17 protein-coding genes, 4 pseudogenes and 1 riboswitch are annotated in these 18,566 nt (G+C 71.3%); of the genes and pseudogenes, 7 read left to right on the top strand and 14 right to left on the bottom strand.

The annotated features are described in order from the left end of the window. The first annotated feature begins 211 nt into the window (after window positions 1–211). The gene (locus tag GWK25_RS14030) at window positions 212–832 is read left to right on the top strand and encodes a hypothetical protein (RefSeq protein ID WP_251828858.1); all 621 of its coding nucleotides are present in this window, start codon (window positions 212–214) and stop codon (window positions 830–832) included. A 5-nt stretch (window positions 833–837) separates the two neighbouring features. Here the strand turns inward: GWK25_RS14030 and GWK25_RS14025 are convergent, their stop codons facing one another. The 6 genes from GWK25_RS14025 to GWK25_RS14000 all read right to left on the bottom strand — a co-directional run bounded on the left by GWK25_RS14025 (window position 838) and on the right by GWK25_RS14000 (window position 5,833). Beyond that, complete coding sequence (locus tag GWK25_RS14025) at window positions 838–1,116, bottom strand: hypothetical protein (RefSeq protein ID WP_215450458.1); 279 nt, start codon at window positions 1,114–1,116, stop codon at window positions 838–840. A gap of 103 nt (window positions 1,117–1,219) precedes the next feature. Continuing rightward, on the bottom strand, window positions 1,220–1,978 hold the full coding sequence (locus GWK25_RS14020; RefSeq protein WP_215450456.1) for a DUF4118 domain-containing protein: 759 nt from the start codon (window positions 1,976–1,978) through the stop codon (window positions 1,220–1,222). Window positions 1,979–2,008: 30 nt separating this feature from the next. After that, window positions 2,009–4,504 (bottom strand): ATP-binding protein, encoded by a 2,496-nt coding sequence (locus GWK25_RS14015; protein ID WP_215450455.1) that lies wholly within the window; start codon window positions 4,502–4,504, stop codon window positions 2,009–2,011. 10 nt (window positions 4,505–4,514) lie between these two features. Continuing rightward, window positions 4,515–4,604 carry a potassium-transporting ATPase subunit F gene (locus GWK25_RS43480; RefSeq protein ID WP_215450453.1) on the bottom strand — a complete coding sequence of 30 codons (90 nt, stop codon included), beginning with the start codon at window positions 4,602–4,604 and terminating at the stop codon, window positions 4,515–4,517. 178 nt (window positions 4,605–4,782) lie between these two features. Then, on the bottom strand, window positions 4,783–5,457 hold the full coding sequence (locus GWK25_RS14005; RefSeq protein WP_215450451.1) for a hypothetical protein: 675 nt from the start codon (window positions 5,455–5,457) through the stop codon (window positions 4,783–4,785). Between the two features lie 10 nt (window positions 5,458–5,467). After that, the gene (locus tag GWK25_RS14000; RefSeq protein WP_215450449.1) at window positions 5,468–5,833 is read right to left on the bottom strand and encodes a hypothetical protein; all 366 of its coding nucleotides are present in this window, start codon (window positions 5,831–5,833) and stop codon (window positions 5,468–5,470) included. A 641-nt stretch (window positions 5,834–6,474) separates the two neighbouring features. Here GWK25_RS14000 and kdpB point away from each other — a divergent pair. Together kdpB and GWK25_RS13990 are read left to right on the top strand one after the other, a co-directional pair. Then, window positions 6,475–8,627, top strand: a pseudogene (kdpB, locus tag GWK25_RS13995) (potassium-transporting ATPase subunit KdpB). Between the two features lie 378 nt (window positions 8,628–9,005). After that, window positions 9,006–9,818 (top strand): annotated as a pseudogene (locus GWK25_RS13990) (SDR family NAD(P)-dependent oxidoreductase). A 101-nt stretch (window positions 9,819–9,919) separates the two neighbouring features. Here the strand turns inward: GWK25_RS13990 and GWK25_RS43475 are convergent. The 8 genes and pseudogenes from GWK25_RS43475 to GWK25_RS13965 all read right to left on the bottom strand — a co-directional run. Continuing rightward, window positions 9,920–10,099 (bottom strand): annotated as a pseudogene (locus tag GWK25_RS43475) (chorismate-binding protein); the annotation flags it as partial. Between the two features lie 243 nt (window positions 10,100–10,342). After that, window positions 10,343–10,738, bottom strand: a pseudogene (locus tag GWK25_RS44750) (methyltransferase domain-containing protein); the annotation flags it as partial. 19 nt (window positions 10,739–10,757) lie between these two features. Beyond that, the gene (locus GWK25_RS44280; RefSeq protein ID WP_286014524.1) at window positions 10,758–10,886 is read right to left on the bottom strand and encodes a hypothetical protein; all 129 of its coding nucleotides are present in this window, start codon (window positions 10,884–10,886) and stop codon (window positions 10,758–10,760) included. Beyond that, entirely contained in the window at window positions 10,873–10,995 is a 123-nt protein-coding gene (locus tag GWK25_RS44275) for a hypothetical protein (RefSeq protein WP_286014523.1), read from the bottom strand. Before GWK25_RS44275 ends, GWK25_RS44280 begins: the two co-directional genes overlap by 14 nt. An 18-nt stretch (window positions 10,996–11,013) precedes the next feature. Beyond that, complete coding sequence (locus GWK25_RS13980) at window positions 11,014–11,586, bottom strand: hypothetical protein (protein ID WP_215450448.1); 573 nt, start codon at window positions 11,584–11,586, stop codon at window positions 11,014–11,016. A gap of 39 nt (window positions 11,587–11,625) precedes the next feature. Then, window positions 11,626–12,507, bottom strand: a complete 882-nt coding sequence (locus GWK25_RS13975; RefSeq protein ID WP_215450446.1) for a metal ABC transporter permease — start codon at window positions 12,505–12,507, stop codon at window positions 11,626–11,628. Then, a complete protein-coding gene (locus GWK25_RS13970) occupies window positions 12,504–13,310 on the bottom strand; it encodes an ATP-binding cassette domain-containing protein (RefSeq protein WP_215457367.1) in 807 nt (268 codons plus the stop codon). The genes GWK25_RS13975 and GWK25_RS13970 overlap by 4 nt, the downstream gene beginning before the upstream one ends. Before the next feature lie 71 nt (window positions 13,311–13,381). Next, window positions 13,382–14,320 carry a metal ABC transporter solute-binding protein, Zn/Mn family gene (locus tag GWK25_RS13965; protein ID WP_215450443.1) on the bottom strand — a complete coding sequence of 313 codons (939 nt, stop codon included), beginning with the start codon at window positions 14,318–14,320 and terminating at the stop codon, window positions 13,382–13,384. Window positions 14,321–14,534: 214 nt separating this feature from the next. Here GWK25_RS13965 and GWK25_RS13960 point away from each other — a divergent pair, with 214 nt between their 5' ends. From GWK25_RS13960 to GWK25_RS13945, 4 genes are all read left to right on the top strand, one after another. Next, window positions 14,535–14,846, top strand: coding sequence for a DUF1490 family protein (locus GWK25_RS13960; protein ID WP_215450441.1), 312 nt, complete (start codon window positions 14,535–14,537; stop codon window positions 14,844–14,846). 46 nt (window positions 14,847–14,892) lie between these two features. Continuing rightward, the gene (locus GWK25_RS13955) at window positions 14,893–17,115 is read left to right on the top strand and encodes a cation-translocating P-type ATPase (protein ID WP_215450439.1); all 2,223 of its coding nucleotides are present in this window, start codon (window positions 14,893–14,895) and stop codon (window positions 17,113–17,115) included. A 205-nt stretch (window positions 17,116–17,320) separates the two neighbouring features. Further along, window positions 17,321–17,623, top strand: coding sequence for a hypothetical protein (locus GWK25_RS13950; protein ID WP_215450437.1), 303 nt, complete (start codon window positions 17,321–17,323; stop codon window positions 17,621–17,623). 64 nt (window positions 17,624–17,687) lie between these two features. Then, entirely contained in the window at window positions 17,688–17,999 is a 312-nt protein-coding gene (locus tag GWK25_RS13945) for a helix-turn-helix transcriptional regulator (protein ID WP_215450435.1), read from the top strand. Between the two features lie 348 nt (window positions 18,000–18,347). Then, a riboswitch (cobalamin riboswitch) is annotated at window positions 18,348–18,555 on the top strand. The last annotated feature ends 11 nt before the right edge of the window (window positions 18,556–18,566 follow it).

Genomic DNA, 18,566 nt, shown 5'->3' with positions numbered 1-18,566 from the left:
ACGGCCCTCTTACGGCGGCCCTGACGGCCTTGACGCACTTCTTACGCCGCGCCGCGCCCGCCGTTCGGGTGATCATGGACTGCGTGGGGCCGACCGATATTCCCACCCGGCTTCCGCAGCCCGTGCCGAGGTGTCAGGGATTGGTCGGCAACCCGTTAGCGGCACGACAAGAAACGGGGCCGGGCGAAATCTCCCGCATATCGTCCCCGTCATGGGACGCAGCACTCATGGGGACAGGGAGAGCCACGGTACCGGCCCGTCCGGCCCCGGGGCCGACCGCGCCGCGGGACACCCCGGGCCGCGCAGGGGCGAGATCGTCGACTGCGAGTGGGCTTCGGACCTGCGCACGGCACTCGTCTGTGTCGGTTCCCTCCTCGGGCTGCTCGTCCTGGTGGACGCGGCGGCCGGTACGTTCACCGCGGCGCGTGCCCTTCTGTGGCTCGGGCTCGCCCTGCTGCTGTTCCTCGTCCTGATGCCTCCCCGCGTCACCGCGGGCGAGGGATGGCTGGCCGTGCGGACCCTCAGGGGCACCCGCCGGGTGCGTACCGACCGTCTCGTCGCCGCCCGCGTCACCGGTCACGCCTGTCAGCGTCTGGTGCTGCGGGACGCCCTGGGCGGGCAGGCCGACTGCGACATCCAGGTGCTGATCGCCAATCCGGCCCTGTGGCACCGCCTCGGCACCGACGCCCGGGCATCGGCGGGCGGGGATCGCCACGGCACTCCCCTGTCTGCGCTGCACGCGCTGTCGGACCGCATCGACCGCGAGACCGCATGGGCGGTGTTCAAGGTCTCCGGGATGACGACCGAGGCCGACGAGCATCCCGCCGCATAGGCGCGTCAACGACCCGTGCTCTCGCCGCGCCGACGCCCCGGGGGCGGCTGTACACCGGTCATCAGCACGTCGAGACCGCGCCGCGTCGTCGCCGGCACCACCCGGTCCCCCGCCCGCAGGATGCGGCCCTGCGGCGGACGCCAGTCGAGACCCGCATCACGCCGGAGGCCCGCGTCACGCCCGAGACCGGCAAGGGTGTCCGTCGAGGAGTGCTCCGACAGCGGTCCGACGGCTGCCCCTACGGCCAGCACCTGCCACTGGTTCTTCCGGAACGCCTCGTGCACGGAGCGTTGCTCCAGCCCGTCAACAACGGCAGGTCAGGGAGGCACAGTCCCGGCCTGCCGACACACCGGGCGTCAAGATCTCGTATGTGGCCGCACCGGCCTCTCAGGCCGAGGTGCGCCCGTTCGTCAGGCCGGCCGTGTCCAGGGCGGCGCCCGCCTGGTCGGCGAGCGTCACCGCGACGAGCCGGGCCTTGAGCGAGGGGACGCTCCCCGGTCCGGGGGTCATCATGAACCGCCCGAAGTAGTGGCCGTTGCCGTACGCACGCAGCTCGATCTCGCCCTCGGGCCAGCCGGTGGCGTCGACGTCCCAGCGGCGGCGGCCGACCGCCACCGCGCCATCCTGCTCCAGCCTCGGCGGCTGCCCCATGAGCGTGCCGTACTCGAAGCGGCAGGCCCGCAGGTCCAGCAGCTCGACCAGCTGACGCCGGACGTGCTCGACCACCGTGTCGGCCGAGTTGGTCGTCCGGGCCAGATCGGCCGTCTCGTGGATGCGCCGGAGGTGGTCGGCGTCGGTCACCGTCACCACCTCCAGGCGCCGGGCGTGCGCTGCCAGTTGGGAGACGATCAGGCCGACGACCAGGAGCAGCACGGCGGTCTCGATGTCGTCCGTGTCGGTCATGGTGAACCGCTGGTACGGGCGGGTGAGGAAGAAGTCGAACCAGGCCGCGGCCGACAGCGCCGCGACCGCGCCCGCGATCCGGTTTCCGACGGCAGCGACCGCGACGACCACCACGACCAGGATCAGGGCCGCGTTGGTGTTCGACAGGTCGGTCCGGAACGGCACGAGGGCGAGGGACACCAGGAACGGCCCCAACAGCGCGGCGACCACCGCCATCCGGTCCCGCAGCGGAAACCCGGCCATCTCTCATCGCCTCCCGCGCTCGTACGGCGCCTATGCAATCTGCGTACCACGAACCTGTGACATCTGCTCGCCTGCGACGACCGGGAGGGCGAGGACCATGGTCAGTCCACCGCCGGGAGTGTCCTCCGGTGTGAGCGTTCCGTCCATGGCCTCGGCCAGGCCCCGCGAGAGGGCGAGACCGAGGCCGAGGCCGGTGGTGTTGTCCGTGTCTCCGAGCCGCTGGAAGGGTTCGAAGATCCGCTCCCGGTCCTCGGCCGACAGGCCGGGCCCCCGGTCGACGACCCGCACCTCGACGCGGCCGGCCAGAGCGCTGGCGGTCACCAGCGCCTTCGTCCCCGGCGGGGTGTGGCGGGCCGCGTTGGCGACCAGGTTGGCGATGACCCGTTCCAGCAGTGGCGGGTCGGCCAGGATCTCGGGGATCCCCTCCAGATCCGCGACCTCGATGCCCGGCGTGTCCCCGAGCGCCGCCGGCAGGACCTCCTCCAGGGTCGTGGCCCGCAGGTTCAGGATGAGGGCGCCCGCCTGGAGGCGGCTGAGGTCGAGGAGGTTCTCCACCATCCCGTTCAGCTTGGCCATGGACTCGTCGGCGGTGGCCAGGAGTTCCACGCGGTCCTCGTCCGTGAACTCGACGTCACGGCTGCGCAGCGAGGTGATGGCGGCCCAGCCCGCGGCGAGCGGGGTGCGCAGGTCGTGGCCCACGGCCCTCAGCAGCGCCGTACGCAGCCGGTCGGCGGCCTTGACCGGCTCTATCTCGGCGGCGGCCTCGGCGAGCCGGACGCGCTCGACGGCCGATCCGACGTGCGCGGCGAAGGCGGCCAGCACCCGCCGCTCGGAGGAGGGGAGTGTACGGCCGCGCAGCACGAGGTAGGAGCGGGAGCCGACCGGCACGGTGACGCCGTCGTACGCGCCGGGGCCGGGCGGCTGCTCCACCAGTTCCGCCGAGTCCATGCCGAACGTCTCGCGGGTGCGCTCCAGCAGCGCCGGAATCGTCGCGCCGCCGCGCACGATCGTTCCTGCCAGCGACGACATGGTCTCCGCTTCGGCGGTGGCCCGCGCCGAGCGTCGGGACAGTCTCAGCGAGCGGTCGACGACGGCCGCGACGGTGGCGGCGACGATCGCGAAGACGACGAGCGCCAGGAAGTTGTTGGTGTCGCCGAGCGTGAAGTGTCCCCTGGGCGGCACGAACCAGTAGTTGAGCAGCAAGGACGCCGTGATCGAGGCGACCACGGCGGAGGCGACCCCACCGATGCAGGCCACGCCCACCACGGCCAGCAGGTACAGCAGCGCCTCGCTGGTGAGGTTGAGGGTGCCGCGCGCCTGCTCCAGCAGCAGCGTGAGCAGCACCGGCAGCGCGAGCCCGGTGACCGGGCCCGCGATCCGACGGCCGGTCGAGAGGGTGCGCCGCCGGGACGGCAGCAGTCTGCCCCGCCCGGCCCGCTCATGGGTGACCATGTGGACATCGATGTCGCCGGAGAGCGCGACGGTCGTCTCCCCGATCCCCCGTCCCGTCAGGAACTGCTCCAGACGGCCTCGGCGGCTGGTGCCCAGCACCAGCTGGGTGGCGTTCTCGGCGCGCGCGAACTCCACCAGCGCGGTGGGCACGTCGTCCCCGACCACCGAGTGGTAGCTGCCGCCCAGATCCTCCACGAGCCCCCGCTGCCGGGCGAGTGAGGCGTGCGAGGCGCCGACGGCCAGCCCGTCGCTGCGGGTGACGTGCACGGCGAGCAGGTCACCGCCCGCCGACCGGTCGGCGACCCTTGCGGCCCGGCGGATCAGGGTGTCGCCCTCCGGCCCGCCGGTCAGTGCGACCACGACGCGCTCCCGGGTCTCCCACACCCCGCCGATGCCGTGCTCGCTGCGGTACGACTGGAGCGCCTCATCCACCCGGTCGGCCACCCACAGCAGCGCCAGCTGCCGCAGCGCGGTCAGATTGCCGGGCCGGAAGTAGTGGGCGAGCGCGGCGTCGACCTTCTCGGGCGCGTAGATGTTGCCGTGCGCCATCCGCCGCCGCAGTCCCTCGGGCGGAATGTCGACGAGCTCGACCTGCTGGGCGCGTCGTACGACCTCGTCGGGGACCGTTTCGTGCTGCGGCACCCCGGTGATCTTCTCGACGACGTCGTTGAGGGACTCCAGATGCTGGATGTTGACGGCGGTGATCACGTCGATGCCCGCCGCCAGCAGTTCCTCGACGTCCTGCCACCGCTTGGCGCTGCGGCCGTCGCCGGGGACGTTGGTGTGGGCGAGTTCGTCCACGACCACGACCTGCGGACGCCGGTCGAGGACGGCGGCCAGGTCCATCTCGGCGAACTTCCCGCCCCGGTAAGCACAGTTGAGCCGACCGACGACCGCCAGCCCGTCGAGCATGGCCTCGGTTCGCGGGCGTCCGTGGCACTCCACGAACCCGACCACCACGTCGGCGCCCCGCGCCGCCCGGCGGCGCGCCTCGTCGAGCATCCGGTAGGTCTTGCCGACGCCGGGAGCCGCCCCGAGGTAGACCTTCAGCCGTCCCGGCCGTACGTCGTTCATGGGAGCCGACTCAGAACCTCTCCGGGAACTTCACCGCCATCACGAGGTACCCGACCAGGCAACCCGCGACGATCAGGCCCACGACATTCTCGATGCTCACCGATACTCAGCTCCTCGGGCTCCCGGGCCGGTCCTGTCCCGTGCCACTCCGGTTTGTTTTCCCTCACCGAAGCGCTTCTCCCGGCCGCCTGGCACTGTTTTGACACATCTCTGGCGCCCCGCACGAGGACCCTGACGCGACCTTGACGGCGCGGTGGCCCGCCCCGGGGCCCGCGGGGTCAGCGGAACTCGGCGAGCGGCGGCCGCGGCCCCAGGACGGTCAGCGCGCACGCTGCCACCAGCAGGCCGCAGCACCAGGGCAGCAGCTCGGTCAGCGTCGAGCGGCCGGAGCGGACCGACGCCCCGAAGTGGTCGCGGTTGATGGTGATCACCCTGCCCAGGGCGTCCATGTACGCGCCGAGGTGCGCGTTGGACATGCCCGGATCCCAGCTGATGCAGAACTCGACCGCTTCCCGCTCGTGCCCCTTCGCCACGAGCGCGCGGATCTTCCGGTCGTCGCGCTGGTAGACGGCGTGCGCCTCGACCGTGCGCTCGGTCGCGGCCCGCTCCCCGGTGTAGGTGATGTTGTCGAGCTCGCGCCGGAACTCACCGGTGGACCGCAGGTCACCGTGGTCCTGCTCATACGCCTGCCAGGTCCGCGCGAGTTCGTCGTCGTACGTCGCGAGGGTGACCCCTTGCATGCCGTACAGCTGCTGGGACTTGGCAAGGAACGCCTGCGCATACCGTTGACGGCGCTGCGGGTCGAGGAGGTAGCGGCTCTCGTCGGCGTTGGCGTCGTAGGCGATGGCGCGGGCGCGGGAGAGGGCGACGACGGAGTCGAAGGCGTCCCGGGCTCTGCCGATCAGCTCCTGGTACTCGGCGAAGTCGTCGGTGAGTGACTCCACGGTCTTCACGGCCGCGCGGTCACCCTCGGCGGCAACGGCCAGGGTGCGCAGCGTGGCCGATGGAGCGGCGGGCGTCGGCGTAGACGCCAACCGCCTTCCCGTACGGCGTCGTGAGCCGCCGTTCGCCCGCGTTGCCGTTGGACAGCAGGATGTTGGCGGCCTGCGCGTCCATGTCGTTCAGGGCGAGGTCGAGGTCGGTGGCGCTGGTGGTGCGGGGCGCGTCCTGCCCGGCGATCCGGTCCCAGGTGCCGGATGCGGCGAGCCCGGCGAACAGGAGCAGCAGTGCCAGGGCCAGGGCAAGCGAGGCCGTGGCGGCGCGCAGAAGACGCAGTCGCGCGGGCACGGTGGCCCAGTAGCGGCGGCGCAGAGCGGCCCACGCGGCCACGGCCTCGCGGCGGAGGCGATGCCCGGAGCCGCCCGGCCGCGACCCCCCTCGTGGTCGCGGCGCCGGACGGCCCGGAACGGGGGCGACGTCTCCGTGCTGTGTCTGTGCGGCAGTCCCTGCCCCCGTCTCAGGACCGCGCGTCGTGCCGGCGATGCGGGCACCTCCCGGTTCGAGCGAAGCCGAGAACTGGGGGAGGTCACGCGCCCTCCAACGTCACGCCACGGACGGTCGCCCCCCCGTGCCGATCAGTCTGCGACGAAAATCGGCCAAATGCGGTGGACGTTGACGCCGTCCTGACGCCATCTCAGGTTTCTTGACGGAGGTTTGACGCCGCCCACGGCCGACCCGTATGGGAGCCGCAAATTCCTTGCCGAGCAGGCTGGTTCGAGCCTCCGGCGCGGCTAGATTCCCTGTCGGCCGCCGAGGACGCCACGGGCGTCAGCGGCCTCACGGTTCCCGACCGAGCGTCCGGAACCGGTCGAGGCGGCCCGGTGCGTGTCGAGGTGTACGCACCGGCGCACGGCGTCCTGTCGTCGTCCCACCGCCGACGTCCGTGCGCCCGCCGTGCGGGGCCGGGGCCCCGGTCCCGCACGGCTCCTCGGCGGCCACTGTCATGTCGTCGACGAGACACGAAGGTCCCCATGTTTCCCGCCGCTCCCGAGCAGGCCCCGCCGTCCCGCCCCCAGCGCACCGCAGAGCCCGGAGCAAGACCGAGTGCCCGACGGCGCGCCCCGAGCGGACTCTTCGAACCCGCCCAGCTCGTCCGGTCCTTCCCTGAGGCACTGCGCAAACTGCACCCCAGGGTCCTGGTGCGCAACCCCGTGCTGTTCGTCGTCTCCGTCGGAGCGGGCCTGACCACACTGTCGGCCCTGATCCACCCGGCTGTCTTCACCTGGGTCATCAGCGCCTGGCTCTGGCTGACGGTGATCTTCGCCAACCTCGCCGAGGCCGTCGCAGAGGGCCGCGGCAAGGCCCAGGCCGAGTCACTGCGCAAGGCCCGCACGGACACCGTCGCGCTGCGCCTGCTGGACTGGCGCTGGGGGACGGACCTGCGCACCGCCCGCTCGGAGGCCGTCGCCGCCACCGACCTCAAGCCGCTGGACGTCGTCCTGATCGAGGCGGGCGAGATGATCCCTGCGGACGGCGACGTCATCGACGGCGTGGCCGCGGTCGACGAGTCAGCCGTCACCGGCGAGTCGGCACCGGTCATCCGCGAAGCCGGTGGCGACCGCAGCGGGGTCACGGGCGGCACGACGGTCCTGTCCGACCGGATCGTCGTGCGGGTCAGGGCCCGCCCCGGCCACAGCTTCCTGGACCGCATGATCGCCCTGGTCGAGGGCGCGAACCGGCAGAAACCCCGAACGAGATCGCCCTCAACATCCTGCTCGCGTCGCTCACGATCATCTTCATCCTGGTCGTGGTCACCCTGCAGCCGATGGCCACATACGCGGGCGCCGTCCAGTCGACGACCGTGCTGGTGGCCCTCCTGGTCACGCTCATCCCGACCACGATCGGCGCCCTGCTCTCCGCGATCGGCATCGCCGGAATGGACCGCCTCGTCCAGCGCAACGTCCTGGCCATGTCCGGGCGGGCGGTTGAGGCAGCCGGCGACGTCAACACCCTGCTGCTCGACAAGACCGGCACGATCACTCTCGGCAACCGCGAGGCCGCCGCCTTCGTGCCGCTGCCCGGCATCGGCGAGCGGCAACTCGCGGACGCGGCACAGCTGTCCTCGCTGGCCGACGAGACACCCGAAGGCCGCTCCGTCGTCGTCCTGGCCAAGAACCGCCACGGCCTGCGCGAGCCCGCCGAGGGCGAGCTGGCGAACGCCCGCTGGGTGGCCTTCAGCGCGCAGACCCGGATGAGCGGCGTCGACCTGCGCTGGGGCAACGGCGCGGTGTGCGCCATCCGCAAGGGCGCCGCCCAGCAGGTCATCGAGTGGGTCCAGATGTACGGCGGCCAGGTCCCGCTCGAGGCACGGAACTTCGCCGACTCGGTCGCGGCCTCGGGCGGCACCCCGCTACTGGTGGCCGTGCACGACTGGAACGGCCCGCGCGTGCTGGGCCTGATCCACCTCAAGGACGTCGTCAAGGACGGCATCCGCGAACGCTTCGCCGAACTGCGCCGCATGGGCATCCGCACGGTGATGATCACCGGCGACAACCCGCTCACCGCCCGCGCCATCGCCCAGGAGGCGGGCGTGGACGACTACCTGGCCGAGGCAACACCCGAGGACAAACTCGCCCTGATCAAGCAGGAACAGGCCGGCGGCAAGCTGGTCGCGATGACTGGCGACGGCACCAACGACGCGCCTGCCCTCGCCCAGGCCGACGTCGGTGTCGCCATGAACACGGGCACATCGGCGGCCAAGGAGGCCGGCAACATGGTCGATCTCGACTCCAACCCGACCAAGCTCATCGAGATCGTCGAGATCGGCAAGCAACTCCTCATCACCCGGGGCGCGTTGACGACGTTCTCGATCACGAACGACGTCGCCAAGTACTTCGCGATCATCCCGGCGATGTTCGCGAGCGCCTATCCCGGCCTGCAGTCGCTCAACATCATGGGCCTGCACAGCCCGACCTCCGCGATCACCTCGGCAATCATTTTCAACGCCCTCATCATCGTGGCGCTGATACCGCTCGCCCTGCGCGGCGTCCGATACACGCCCGCGTCGGCACACGACCTGCTGCGCCGCAACCTGCTCCTGTACGGCCTCGGCGGCCTCGTCCTGCCCTTCGTCGGCATCAAGCTGATCGACCTGCTGATCTCCGGGGTGCCCGGCCTTGGCTGAGCCCCGCCTCCTGTTCTGGCACCCTGGCCGTCAAGGGCACATATGCGCACGTCAGAAGCGCGTCAGAGAACGGGAGCCGGGCTTGCCCCCGCTCTGCGGTACGGCTTCCATGGATGACGTGAACAGCACCTGGCTTCTCTTCGACCGACCGCCGAGTCCCTCCCCCAGCCTTCGGCCGGGGCCCCCATCTCGCTTCGCTCGGCCGTCCCGTCGTGCGCCGCGCTGTGCGGAAATGGCCGCGTCCGTGTCCCACTGACGCGTTCCGCATCCCCCCGGGGCGCCGTGACTCCCGTCCGGCGCCCCGCCCCGTTTTCGTACCCGCACGCCCGCCGCCCCTCGCCGGGGCCTCCTTCGCGTGCCCTCAACCCGGATTGGATCATGTCCGACACCGCCCTTTCCTCCCGCACTGTCCTGGTCACCGGCGCCACGGCCGGCATCGGCCACGAGGTCGCCCGGCAGCTCGCCGAGCGCGGCGTCACCGTGCTGCTGCACGGCCGTACCGCCGAGGACGCCCGCGCCGCCGCAGACAGCCTCATCGCCACGGCCGGCATCGACGCGAACCAGCTGTGCACCTAGGCCGCCGACTTCGCGCGCCTCGACGAGGTCGAGAGCCTCGCCCACAAGGTCGTCGCCGAGCACCCGCACCTGGACGTCCTCGTCAACAACGCGGGCATGGCCGCGCCCGAACGGCACACGGTCACCGCCGACGGCAACGAGATCGCCTTCCAGGTCAACTTCCTCGCCCACTACCTGCTGACCTGCCTGCTGGAGCCGGCACTGACCAGCGACCCCGGCGGCCGTGTGGTCAACGTGTCGTCTTCCCTGCACCGCACGGCGTCGATCCAGTGGTCCGACCCGAACCGGGCCCGCCGCTACTCCCGGCTCGCCGCCTATGCCCAGTCCCAGCTTGCGCTCACCGTCTTCGCCGCCGACCCGCGGGTCACCGCCGTCTCCGTGCACCCGGGCGTGTGTGACACGACGCTGCTGTCGCTCTATTCGCACGAGGGCGTCACGCCCGCCGAGGGCGCCGCGCACGTGGTCCGGCTGTGCGACCCCGCGGTCGAGATCGTCAACGGCGCGTACTACGACCGCGCCGAGCGCGTCGACCCGGCCCCGTCCGCCACGGAGGACCGCACGGTCAAGCGCCTGAACAAGCTGGCGGACCTGCTCGTCGGCCGCAGCGCCGCTTGAACGCCCCTTCCCCGGAACGGAGTTGACCAGGACGGGCTCCCAGCAGGCGCCGGTGAGCCAGCCGCCGTGGACCAGGACCAGGGCTGCGGGCGGCTGATCGCTCATCGCGGCTCCGCGGGTGCCGTGCCGGGGCTGTGGCGCAGGTGCGGGGCAACGCTGCGGAGCTTCTCGCAGGTCTCCTCCCACTCGCGTTCCGGTGTCGACTGTCCCATGACTCCGGCCCCGGCCCGTAGCCAGCTGCGGCCGTCGCGCTGGAAGACGGTGCGCAGGACGAGCACTGCGGCACCGGCTTCCTCAGCGAGGTCGTCGAGGCCGATCCCCGACCAGGGCAGCGGTACGGCGTGCTCGCGGACGATCGTCTCCCCGTCGCGCACGCGATAGGTGAGGGTCCAGCCGTCGTCGGCACCCTCGCTCCACGACTCGTAGGTCAGGGCGCCGACACGACGGGTCGCCAGCCGCAGCGGGGCCCGGGTCGGGGGTGCCGTGCGGGACAGGACGTCGACGACGACGGGTGCTCCGGGCGCCAGCCTCTCGCTCAACAGCCGCCACAGGGCGGCGCGTTCGGCGGATGCGAGGTGTCCTACGACGCCGAGGGCGACGGCCGCGCACAGGCGAAGCGGCAGCCGCGCGTCGTTCGCCGTGCCCGCAGTGACGGTGACGCGCTCGGCGAGCGCGGGACGGCAGGCGAGCCGGGTGGACAGCGCGATACGCATCCCGGCGGAGGGCTCCACCGCCAGCAGCTGTGCACCGGGAACGGCGTCGGCGGCGGTCTCGGTGGACAGACCGGTGCCCGCGCCGATGTCGAGCAGGGGCCCGTGCCCCGGGTCGACCCGGTCGAGTGCCCGGCGCAGCAGCGGGCCGAGCCGCGCCCAGGCGGGGGCGGCGAGGAGGTCGTAGAACTCGGCGGGCGGGCCGTACATGTCCTGGACGGCGGTGGTGTCAGGCAGGGGCATCGGCCGGCTCCTTCGCGGTCAGCCGGTCCCGGACGAGGGTCCAGGAGGCGAGCAGGTCGCAGAACCCGCCGACCCGACCGCAGGCGTCCCGCCCTGTGATGTCAGCCGGCAGCATCCGCCAACTCCTTCCCGGTCAGCTGATCCCGGTCGCGGTGGGCCGTGCAGGAGGCGAGGGCGACGAGCAGGCCGCTCGCATCGCGCCCCGTGATGTCAGGCAGCAGCATCTGCCGCCTCCTTCACGGTCAGCTGATCCCGGTCGCGGATGAGGGTCCAGGAAGCGAGCGCGGCGAGCAGGATGACCACGGCCGCCGCGACGCAGATGGTCGCCAGGCCGCCGGTGAGCGCGGAGCGGGCCGCGTCCAGGACCGGTTCGCGTGCGCTGGCTGGCAGGGCGCGTTCGAGCGAGCCGAACTGCCCGGCTGCCACGGCGTCCCGGACCTGCTGCCGCATCCCCTCCGGGACCCGCAGGGCGGCGAGCCGCGCGTCGTCGAGGTCAGCGGCGGGAAAGCGATCGCCCCGCCGATACGGAGCAGCACCAGGCCGGGCAGCATCACCAGCCAGGAGTCGTCGGGGCCGACCCGTGCCATGGTCAGCAGCCCGACCGCGGTGATGCCGGTGCCGAGTGCCATGACACCGCGCGTCGGCATCAGCTTCAGGAACAGCCCGCTGAAGGGGGCGACCAGCATGATGAAGGCCGTCATCGCCAGCAGCCGCAGCCCGGTGCCCAGCGGGCTGTAGCCCAGCATCCCGGACAGCCACAGGATCAGATACGGCAGCACACCGAAGCTGACGACGCGGCAGACGAAGCTGAGCACGATCGCGCCGGTGAACGAGTCGGTCCGCGACGCTGATCGTCAGCCGAGTCCGGGGACTGTTCTCCGGACCCCCCACTGCCGAGTCCGGTATGTACCCGCCACCCGGCACCCGATGTAGATCGCGAACGAGATCGTGGTGACGTACGGGCTGATGGGGATGGAGCTGCCCAGGGCGAGCAGGATCCCGCCCTCGATGGAGACCACCGCGAACACCACGCTCAGCACGGGCAGCAGCACCGGCGAGGCCGTGATCCGTGCCGCGGCGGCCGCGGGCGTGACGAGCAGGCTGAGGACCAGCAGCGCTCCGACGATCTGCACGGACAACGCCACCGCGAGTCCCAGCACGAGCATGAAGCCGAACGACAGCGCCCGCACCGGCACACCCCGCGCCTCGGCCACATCCGGGTCGGCACTGGCGAAGGCGAGCGGCCGCCACATCACCGCCAGCGCCACAAGCACCACCGCCGACGTGCCGAGCAACCACGACATCTGCGGGGTGTCGACAGCGACGATCTGTCCGGTGAGGATGCCGAACTTGTTCGCCGCCCGGCCCTCGTACAGGGCGAGGAAGAGCACACCCAGGCCCAGACCGAACGGCATGAGCGTGCCGATCACCGAGTTGCGGTCCCTGGCACGTGAACCGAGCAGCCCGATCGCCCCGGCCGCGATCAGCGAGCCGACGATCGAACCCGCCACGATGTTCACGCCCAGCAGCAGCGCGGCCGAGGCGCCCGCGAACGACAGCTCGCTGATCCCGTGCACCGCGAACGGCAGGTCCCGCATGATGACGAACACTCCCACCATGCCGCCGATCACGCCGAGTGCGGCGCCGGCGACGAGGGAGTTGCGGACCAGGTCGAGCAGTTCGCCGTAGTTGTCGAAGTTGAAGATCTGCTGCCAGACACCGTCGGCGATCGTCATGGCCGTACTCCGCCGGGTAGTTCATGGTGATGTGCCGGTGCCGTCGCCTCATCCGGTACGCCCACGACAGTGATGCGGCCCCGGACGCGGATGACGTCGACCTGTGTGCCGTACAGCTGCGAGAGCGACTCGGAGGTCAGCACCTCGTCGGGGGTGCCAACCCGGTAGCCACCACGGGCGAGGTACAGCACGCGGTCCACCATGCCCAGCACCGGGTTGATCTCGTGGGTCACGAAGACCACCGCCGCGCCGTGGGAACGGCGGCGAGCGTCAACGAGTTCGGTGACCGCCTGCTGGTGGTGCGGATCGAGGGAGAGCAGGGGCTCGTCGCACAGCAGGATGCGGGGATCGGTCGCCAGGGCCTGCGCGATGCGTACCCGCTGCCGTTCGCCGCCGGAGAGCAGGCCGACCGGGACGTCCGCATACGCGGCGGCCCCCACCGAGTCGAGGACTTCGTCCACTCGGCGGCGCACTGCGCGCGTGCGCCACCGGGGCCCGAAGCCGTGCCCGTCAATGCCGAAGCGGACCAGGTCCCGGGCACGCAGCATCGCGTGGGCGGAGAGCGTCGCCTGCTGCGGGACGTAGCCGATGTGCCGGCTCCCGTTGCCGGGCGGGTGGCCCAGGACCGTCAACGTGCCTGCGGACAATTGCCGTTGGCCCAGGAGGGCCCGTACAAGGCTGGTCTTGCCCGACCCGTTCGGGCCGAGCACCGCCAGGAACTCCCCGGGCCACACGTCGAGGTCCATCTCCTGCCACAGCACACGGTCGCCGTACGACAGGGCCGCTCCCCGCAGGCTGATCACCGCCGCGCCGGCGCCAGGATCGTCGATCCTGACCTCTCGGGCACGGGGCAACGACACCACAGCGCTCGCCCTCACTTGCCCAGTGCGCTCGCGAGCGCGTCGACATTGGCCGTCATCCAGCCGACGTAGTCCTTGCCCTCGGGCAGAGTCTCGGTCACGGGTACGACGGGGATCCCGGCGGCCTGTGCCGCCTGCTCGACTTTCTCAGTCTGCGGGCCGGTGGTCTGGTCGTTGTAGACCAGCGCTTCCACCTGCTTGCCGGTGAACAGTGCCAGCGTCTCCTGCAGGGTCCTCGGGGAGACGTCGTCGCCTTCCTCGATGGCCTCGCTGAATTCCTCCGGGGTCTTGTCGACCAGTCCGCTCGCTTCGGTCATGTACAGCGGTACGGGCTCGGTGATGGCCACCGGCTCACCGCCGTGGTCGGCCTTGATCTGCGCTTCCTTCGCCTCCAGCGGCTTGAGCTTCGCCTTGAAGGTCTCGGCGTTCTTCGTGAAGGTGGCGGCGTCGCCGGGTGCCGCCCTGCCCAGGGCTGCCGCTATGCGGTCGGCGAGCCTGGCCACGGTCGGGAAGTCGTACCAGACGTGCTCGTTGAGTTCCCCGCCCTCCGGGGCGGTCTTCCCGGAGACCTTGACCGCGTTGATCACCTCGGCGGACGAGTTGTCGCCGCTCTCGAGCATGCGGTCGATGAAGTCGTCGTAGCCGCCGCCGTTCTCGATGACGACCTTCGCCTTGGACAGTGCCAACTGGTTCTGTGTGTTGGCCTCGTAGGAGTGCGGGTCCTGGTCGGGATCACTGATGATCGAAGTGACCTCCGCCTTCCCGCCGCCTATCCGCTCGGCGATGTCGCCGTAGACGTTCGTCGACGCCACAACCTCGACGGCGGACGAGGCGGCGGGACTCTGCGGGGCGTCGCCGTCATCAGCGGCGTCGGACGAACTGCCACAGCCGACAAGGAGGATCAGGGATACGCCGGCTACGAACGCCAGACCACGGGACGAGGACACACGCATGGGATTCCTCCGCGACACGGTGACGTATCCGCCAGGTGGAAACGAGCGTCAAGACCATCTTTCAGCGATACAACATGGCATTCATTACCGAAAAGTCTACGCTTCACATGCGATTCCGTCCTGAGATGCGACTGATGCGATATGTCGGCCATGGGGCGACAATTGACCTACCGCGTCGAAGACGGCTGAATCCGTTCCGCGGAAGGAGACCACGATGCATCCCGCCGCTCTCGCAGGTGCGGTCGTGGGCCGCATCGCGCACTACGCCCTGTCCGGAACCGCCGGTGTACTGGTGCTGCGGGGCGCCGCCAAGGCCGCGCCCAAAGCGAAACCGGCAGCCCGCAGGCTTCTGGTCAGCGGTATCGCCGGTGGCATCACGACCGGGCGGCGACTCGGCGAGGCCGCCGAGGAGGCCCGCCTGAAGGCGGGGGATCTGCTGGCGGAGGCCCGGGAGCAGCTCGGCGAGGAGGCGGCGCCTCCCTCGGCGGTCGGTGTCGAGGGGCACGACCACGATCACGAGCACTGACCGGTCAGTGACGCTGATTGAACACGAGCGCTGAGAGGCGATCGTCATGTCCGCATCCGGGGACCTTCCCTCGCCCGGCGCCGACTCCGGTGTCGTAGTGCGGTCCGCCGCCGCGGGCCGCGTCCGGCTGATGGTTCCGTGGTTGCGGGCGCGGCCCGGCTGCGCCGGGATCGTCGACGAGCGGTTCACCGACCTGCCGGGCTTCCGGGCGCTGCGGATCTTCCCCCGTACCGGTGCCGTGATCGTCTGGGTGCAGCCGGACCTGGTCGATGTGGACCGACTGGTCGCCGCTCTGGACGAGGCGCCGCCGCCGGGCGTGCCCGCCCGTGCGAGCCGGTCCGTGCCCGACTCCTCCACGGGAGAGGTCGCGCGGCTGGTGGTCGGCGGCGCGGTGCTCGCCTTGGTGGGCGTACGGCGGCTGCTCGGCCGCCCCCCGTGGACCCCGGGCGGCTCGGCCGGGCTCCTCGGCGCGGTCACCGTCTTCACCGGACTACCGTTCTTCCGCGGTGCGGCCCGCACCCTCGGCGGCAGACGCCACGTCGGCACCGATCTGCTCGTCACGACAGCGACCGTGATCTCACTCGTGCTGCGCGAGAACGTGGTCGCGCTCATGGTGCTGTGGCTGCTCAACATCGGCGAGTTCCTGCAGGCCATCACGCTGCGGCGGACCCGGCGCGCCATCGAGGAACTGCTCTCCGTCGGCGAGGAGCGGGTCTGGCTGGTCCGCGACGGCGTCGAGGTAGAGGTTGATCTCGCGGAGGTCAGGACCGGGGATGTCGTAGCGGTGTACGAACACCACCGCATCCCCGTCGACGGCACCGCCGAGTCCGGCGAGGCGCTGGTGGACCAGGCGGCGATCACCGGCGAGGCGCTCCCGGTGTACGTCCAGCCCGGCGGCGAGGTCTACGCGGGCACCCTGGTCACCCACGGCTCCCTGACCGTCCGGGCCACCTCGGTCGGACAGGACACGGTCGTCGGGCGGATCATCACCCGGGTCGAGGAGGCGCAGGCCGACCGGGCCCCGATCCAGACCGTCGCCACCGCCTTCACCCGCCGCTTCGTGCCCGTCTCCTTCGTCCTCGCCGGGATCACGTACGTGCTGACCCGGGACGCCAGGCGGGCGATGACCATGCTGCTGATCGCCTGCCCCTGCGCCGCGGGCCTGGCCACCCCGACGGCGATCAGCGCGGCCATCGGCAACGGCGCCCGCCGCGGCACCCTCATCAAGGGCGGCACCCACCTCGAAGGAATCGGCCGCGTCACCGCCGTCGTCTTCGACAAGACCGGCACCCTCACCCTCGGCCGCCCCCTGGTCACCAGCGTGGTCACCCTTGACGAGACGGTCACCGCCGACGAGGTCCTCAGCCTCGCGGCCTCCGGCGAACTGCACGCCCGCCACCCCCTCGCCCAGGCCATCGTCCGACGCACCGAGGAACAGCACCTGCACATCCCCATCCACCAAGCCTGCGAGGTCGTCCTCGGCATGGGCGTACGCGCCGAACTCGACGGCAGCCGCCTGCTGGTGGGCAGCCCCGCCCTGCTGCGCCGCCACGGCCTGGAACTCTCCGACGTCGCCCAGGAATGGACCAGCCGACTGCGCGCGGGCGGTGAGACCGTCATCTGCCTCGCCCACGACGACAGACTGATCGGCATGCTCGGCCTGTCCGACGCGGTACGCGGCGGAGCCGACACCGTCGTCCGCCAGCTCACCGACCTCGGCGTGACCCGCATCGTGCTGCTGACCGGCGACGCACCCGAGACCGCCCAGGCCGTGGCCGACACCCTCGGCATCACCGAGGTCCACGCCCACGCCCTGCCCGAGGCCAAACTCCAGCTGATCCGCGACCTCCAGACAGACGGGCACAGCGTGGCGATGGTCGGTGACGGCACCAACGACGCGCCCGCGCTGGCACTCGCCGACGTCGGCATCGTCATGGGCGCCCACTCCTCCCACGTCGCCCTGGAGACCGCCGACATCGCCCTCGCCGGAAACGACCTGCGCCAGGTCGCCGCCGTGGTCGAACTCAGCCGGCACACCCTGCGCGTCGTACGCCAGAACTACACCCTGTCCATCGGCGTGAACCTCGCCGGCCTCATCGCGGGCGCGGGCGGCTCCATCAACCCCGTCCTCGCCGCCCTGCTGCACAACACCAGCAGCATCGCCGTGGTCGCCAACTCCGCCCGCCTGGTGGGCCACACACCCCACCTGCCGAGCGACACGGCCGGACGGTTGCGTGCCGCACCGCTCGAGGAGCGGCGAGTGCGCTGACGCGGATTCCCGTCAGCCCTCTTCGAACCCAGAGCGTGGCCGCAGCTGTTCGCCGCCCGCATCGGGCTCGAGCCTCGGCGCCCGGAGTTGACCAGCACTCCACCACCGAACCGCTAACACATGCAGCAATCGCTATATGTTAATGTCGCCATGCACTGACCGCGGCGAGAGCCGCGGGCGCACAACCACGCACAAGGAGCACTCCATGGCCACCGCAACCGAGCACCGCACCCACGACGACCACGCACACACCCACGGCGCAGGCTGCGGCCACGTCGCCTTCCCGCACGGGGACCACACCGACTACGCGCACGAGGGCCACGTCCACCGGGTCCACGGGGACCACGTCGACGAGTGCGCGGAGACCGGCCACGCCGTGCACGACGGCCACGACCACCAGCACGGCGAGGGCTGCGGCCACGTCGCCGTTCCGCACGAGGACCACACCGACTACGTGCACGACGGTCACCGTCACGCGGCCCACGAAGGACACTGGGACGACCACTGACAGCTCGCACCCCGAGCGGCCAACCGCCGCACTGGAAATCGTTGCCATATGCTAATGTCTGCATATGACAATGGCTTCCCCTCCCCCGGCGGACGAGCCGCTGCAGACCCTGCAGGCCGCGAGCGACCTGCTGCGCGCACTGGCGTCGCCCGTCCGGCTGGGCATCGTCCGCGAGCTGGCCGACGGCGGGAAGTACGTCCACGAGCTGGTGACCGCCCTCGGCGTCAGCCAGCCTTTGGTCTCCCAGCACCTGAGGGTGCTGCGCACCTCCCGGATCGTCACCGCCCGGCGCGAGGCCCGCGAGACGCGCTACCGCCTGACCGACGACCATGTGGCACACATCGTGCTGGACGCCATTCGGCACGCACAGGAGTAGGGCCACGTCCAGACGCGGCAACATCTTGAGGGCCGCCCGGCTTCCCGCCGGGCGGCCCTCGGTACCTGGGCAAGAAGGGGCGCTGAGTTCTCCGACGTACCCGCCGACACACACGCACATGCCGCCCCCCGCTCGACTGAGTCTCTTACGCCGGCGGATCACCCAGGCCACGGCCCTTGCGTCGGGGCGCTGGGGCGCTGCGCCACCGGCCTCCGGCCTCCGGAAGTCAGGCCTGCCATGGATTACGCCCCCACGCCGCTGTTCCACGGAAACCGCGTGCGTCCTGCGCGGTCCGATGCCCGGCGACCGGGAGTACCGCAGGCACTGCGGCGGAAGCAGGTAAGGTCATGGTAACTTCCGGGCGCCAGTCGCACTCGTGCACACGGACGTCCGCGTGCACGGGTCAGGGAATCCGGTGGGAGTCCGGAACTGACGCGCAGCGGTGAGGGTGACGGGCGGGGCGACAGCCACTGGACCCGGTGATGGCCGGGTCTGGGAAGGTGCCCCGTCGGAATGATCCCGAGTCCGAAGACCTGCTGGCAGCCGACCGTCCGAACGGGCCCCGCG

The sequence above is a fragment of the Streptomyces sp. ATCC 21386 genome (assembly GCF_018728545.1).
Lineage (GTDB): Bacteria > Actinomycetota > Actinomycetes > Streptomycetales > Streptomycetaceae > Streptomyces.
Note: the sequence above shows the minus strand (reverse complement) of the source record. Positions and strands in the feature narration are given on the sequence as shown.

What these genes read in the sequence shown, in the direction of transcription:
- GWK25_RS14030 (WP_251828858.1), top strand. Translation starts at nt 212, where the DNA reads ATGGGACGCAGCACTCATGGGGACAGGGAGAGCCACGGTACCGGCCCG.
- GWK25_RS14020 (WP_215450456.1), bottom strand. Translation starts at nt 1,978, where the DNA reads ATGGCCGGGTTTCCGCTGCGGGACCGGATGGCGGTGGTCGCCGCGCTG.
- GWK25_RS14015 (WP_215450455.1), bottom strand. Translation starts at nt 4,504, where the DNA reads ATGAACGACGTACGGCCGGGACGGCTGAAGGTCTACCTCGGGGCGGCT.
- GWK25_RS44280 (WP_286014524.1), bottom strand. Translation starts at nt 10,886, where the DNA reads ATGCTGCCGGCTGACATCACAGGGCGGGACGCCTGCGGTCGGGTCGGC.
- GWK25_RS44275 (WP_286014523.1), bottom strand. Translation starts at nt 10,995, where the DNA reads ATGCTGCTGCCTGACATCACGGGGCGCGATGCGAGCGGCCTGCTCGTC.
- GWK25_RS13975 (WP_215450446.1), bottom strand. Translation starts at nt 12,507, where the DNA reads ATGACGATCGCCGACGGTGTCTGGCAGCAGATCTTCAACTTCGACAAC.
- GWK25_RS13965 (WP_215450443.1), bottom strand. Translation starts at nt 14,320, where the DNA reads ATGCGTGTGTCCTCGTCCCGTGGTCTGGCGTTCGTAGCCGGCGTATCC.
- GWK25_RS13960 (WP_215450441.1), top strand. Translation starts at nt 14,535, where the DNA reads ATGCATCCCGCCGCTCTCGCAGGTGCGGTCGTGGGCCGCATCGCGCAC.
- GWK25_RS13955 (WP_215450439.1), top strand. Translation starts at nt 14,893, where the DNA reads ATGTCCGCATCCGGGGACCTTCCCTCGCCCGGCGCCGACTCCGGTGTC.
- GWK25_RS13950 (WP_215450437.1), top strand. Translation starts at nt 17,321, where the DNA reads ATGGCCACCGCAACCGAGCACCGCACCCACGACGACCACGCACACACC.
- GWK25_RS13945 (WP_215450435.1), top strand. Translation starts at nt 17,688, where the DNA reads ATGACAATGGCTTCCCCTCCCCCGGCGGACGAGCCGCTGCAGACCCTG.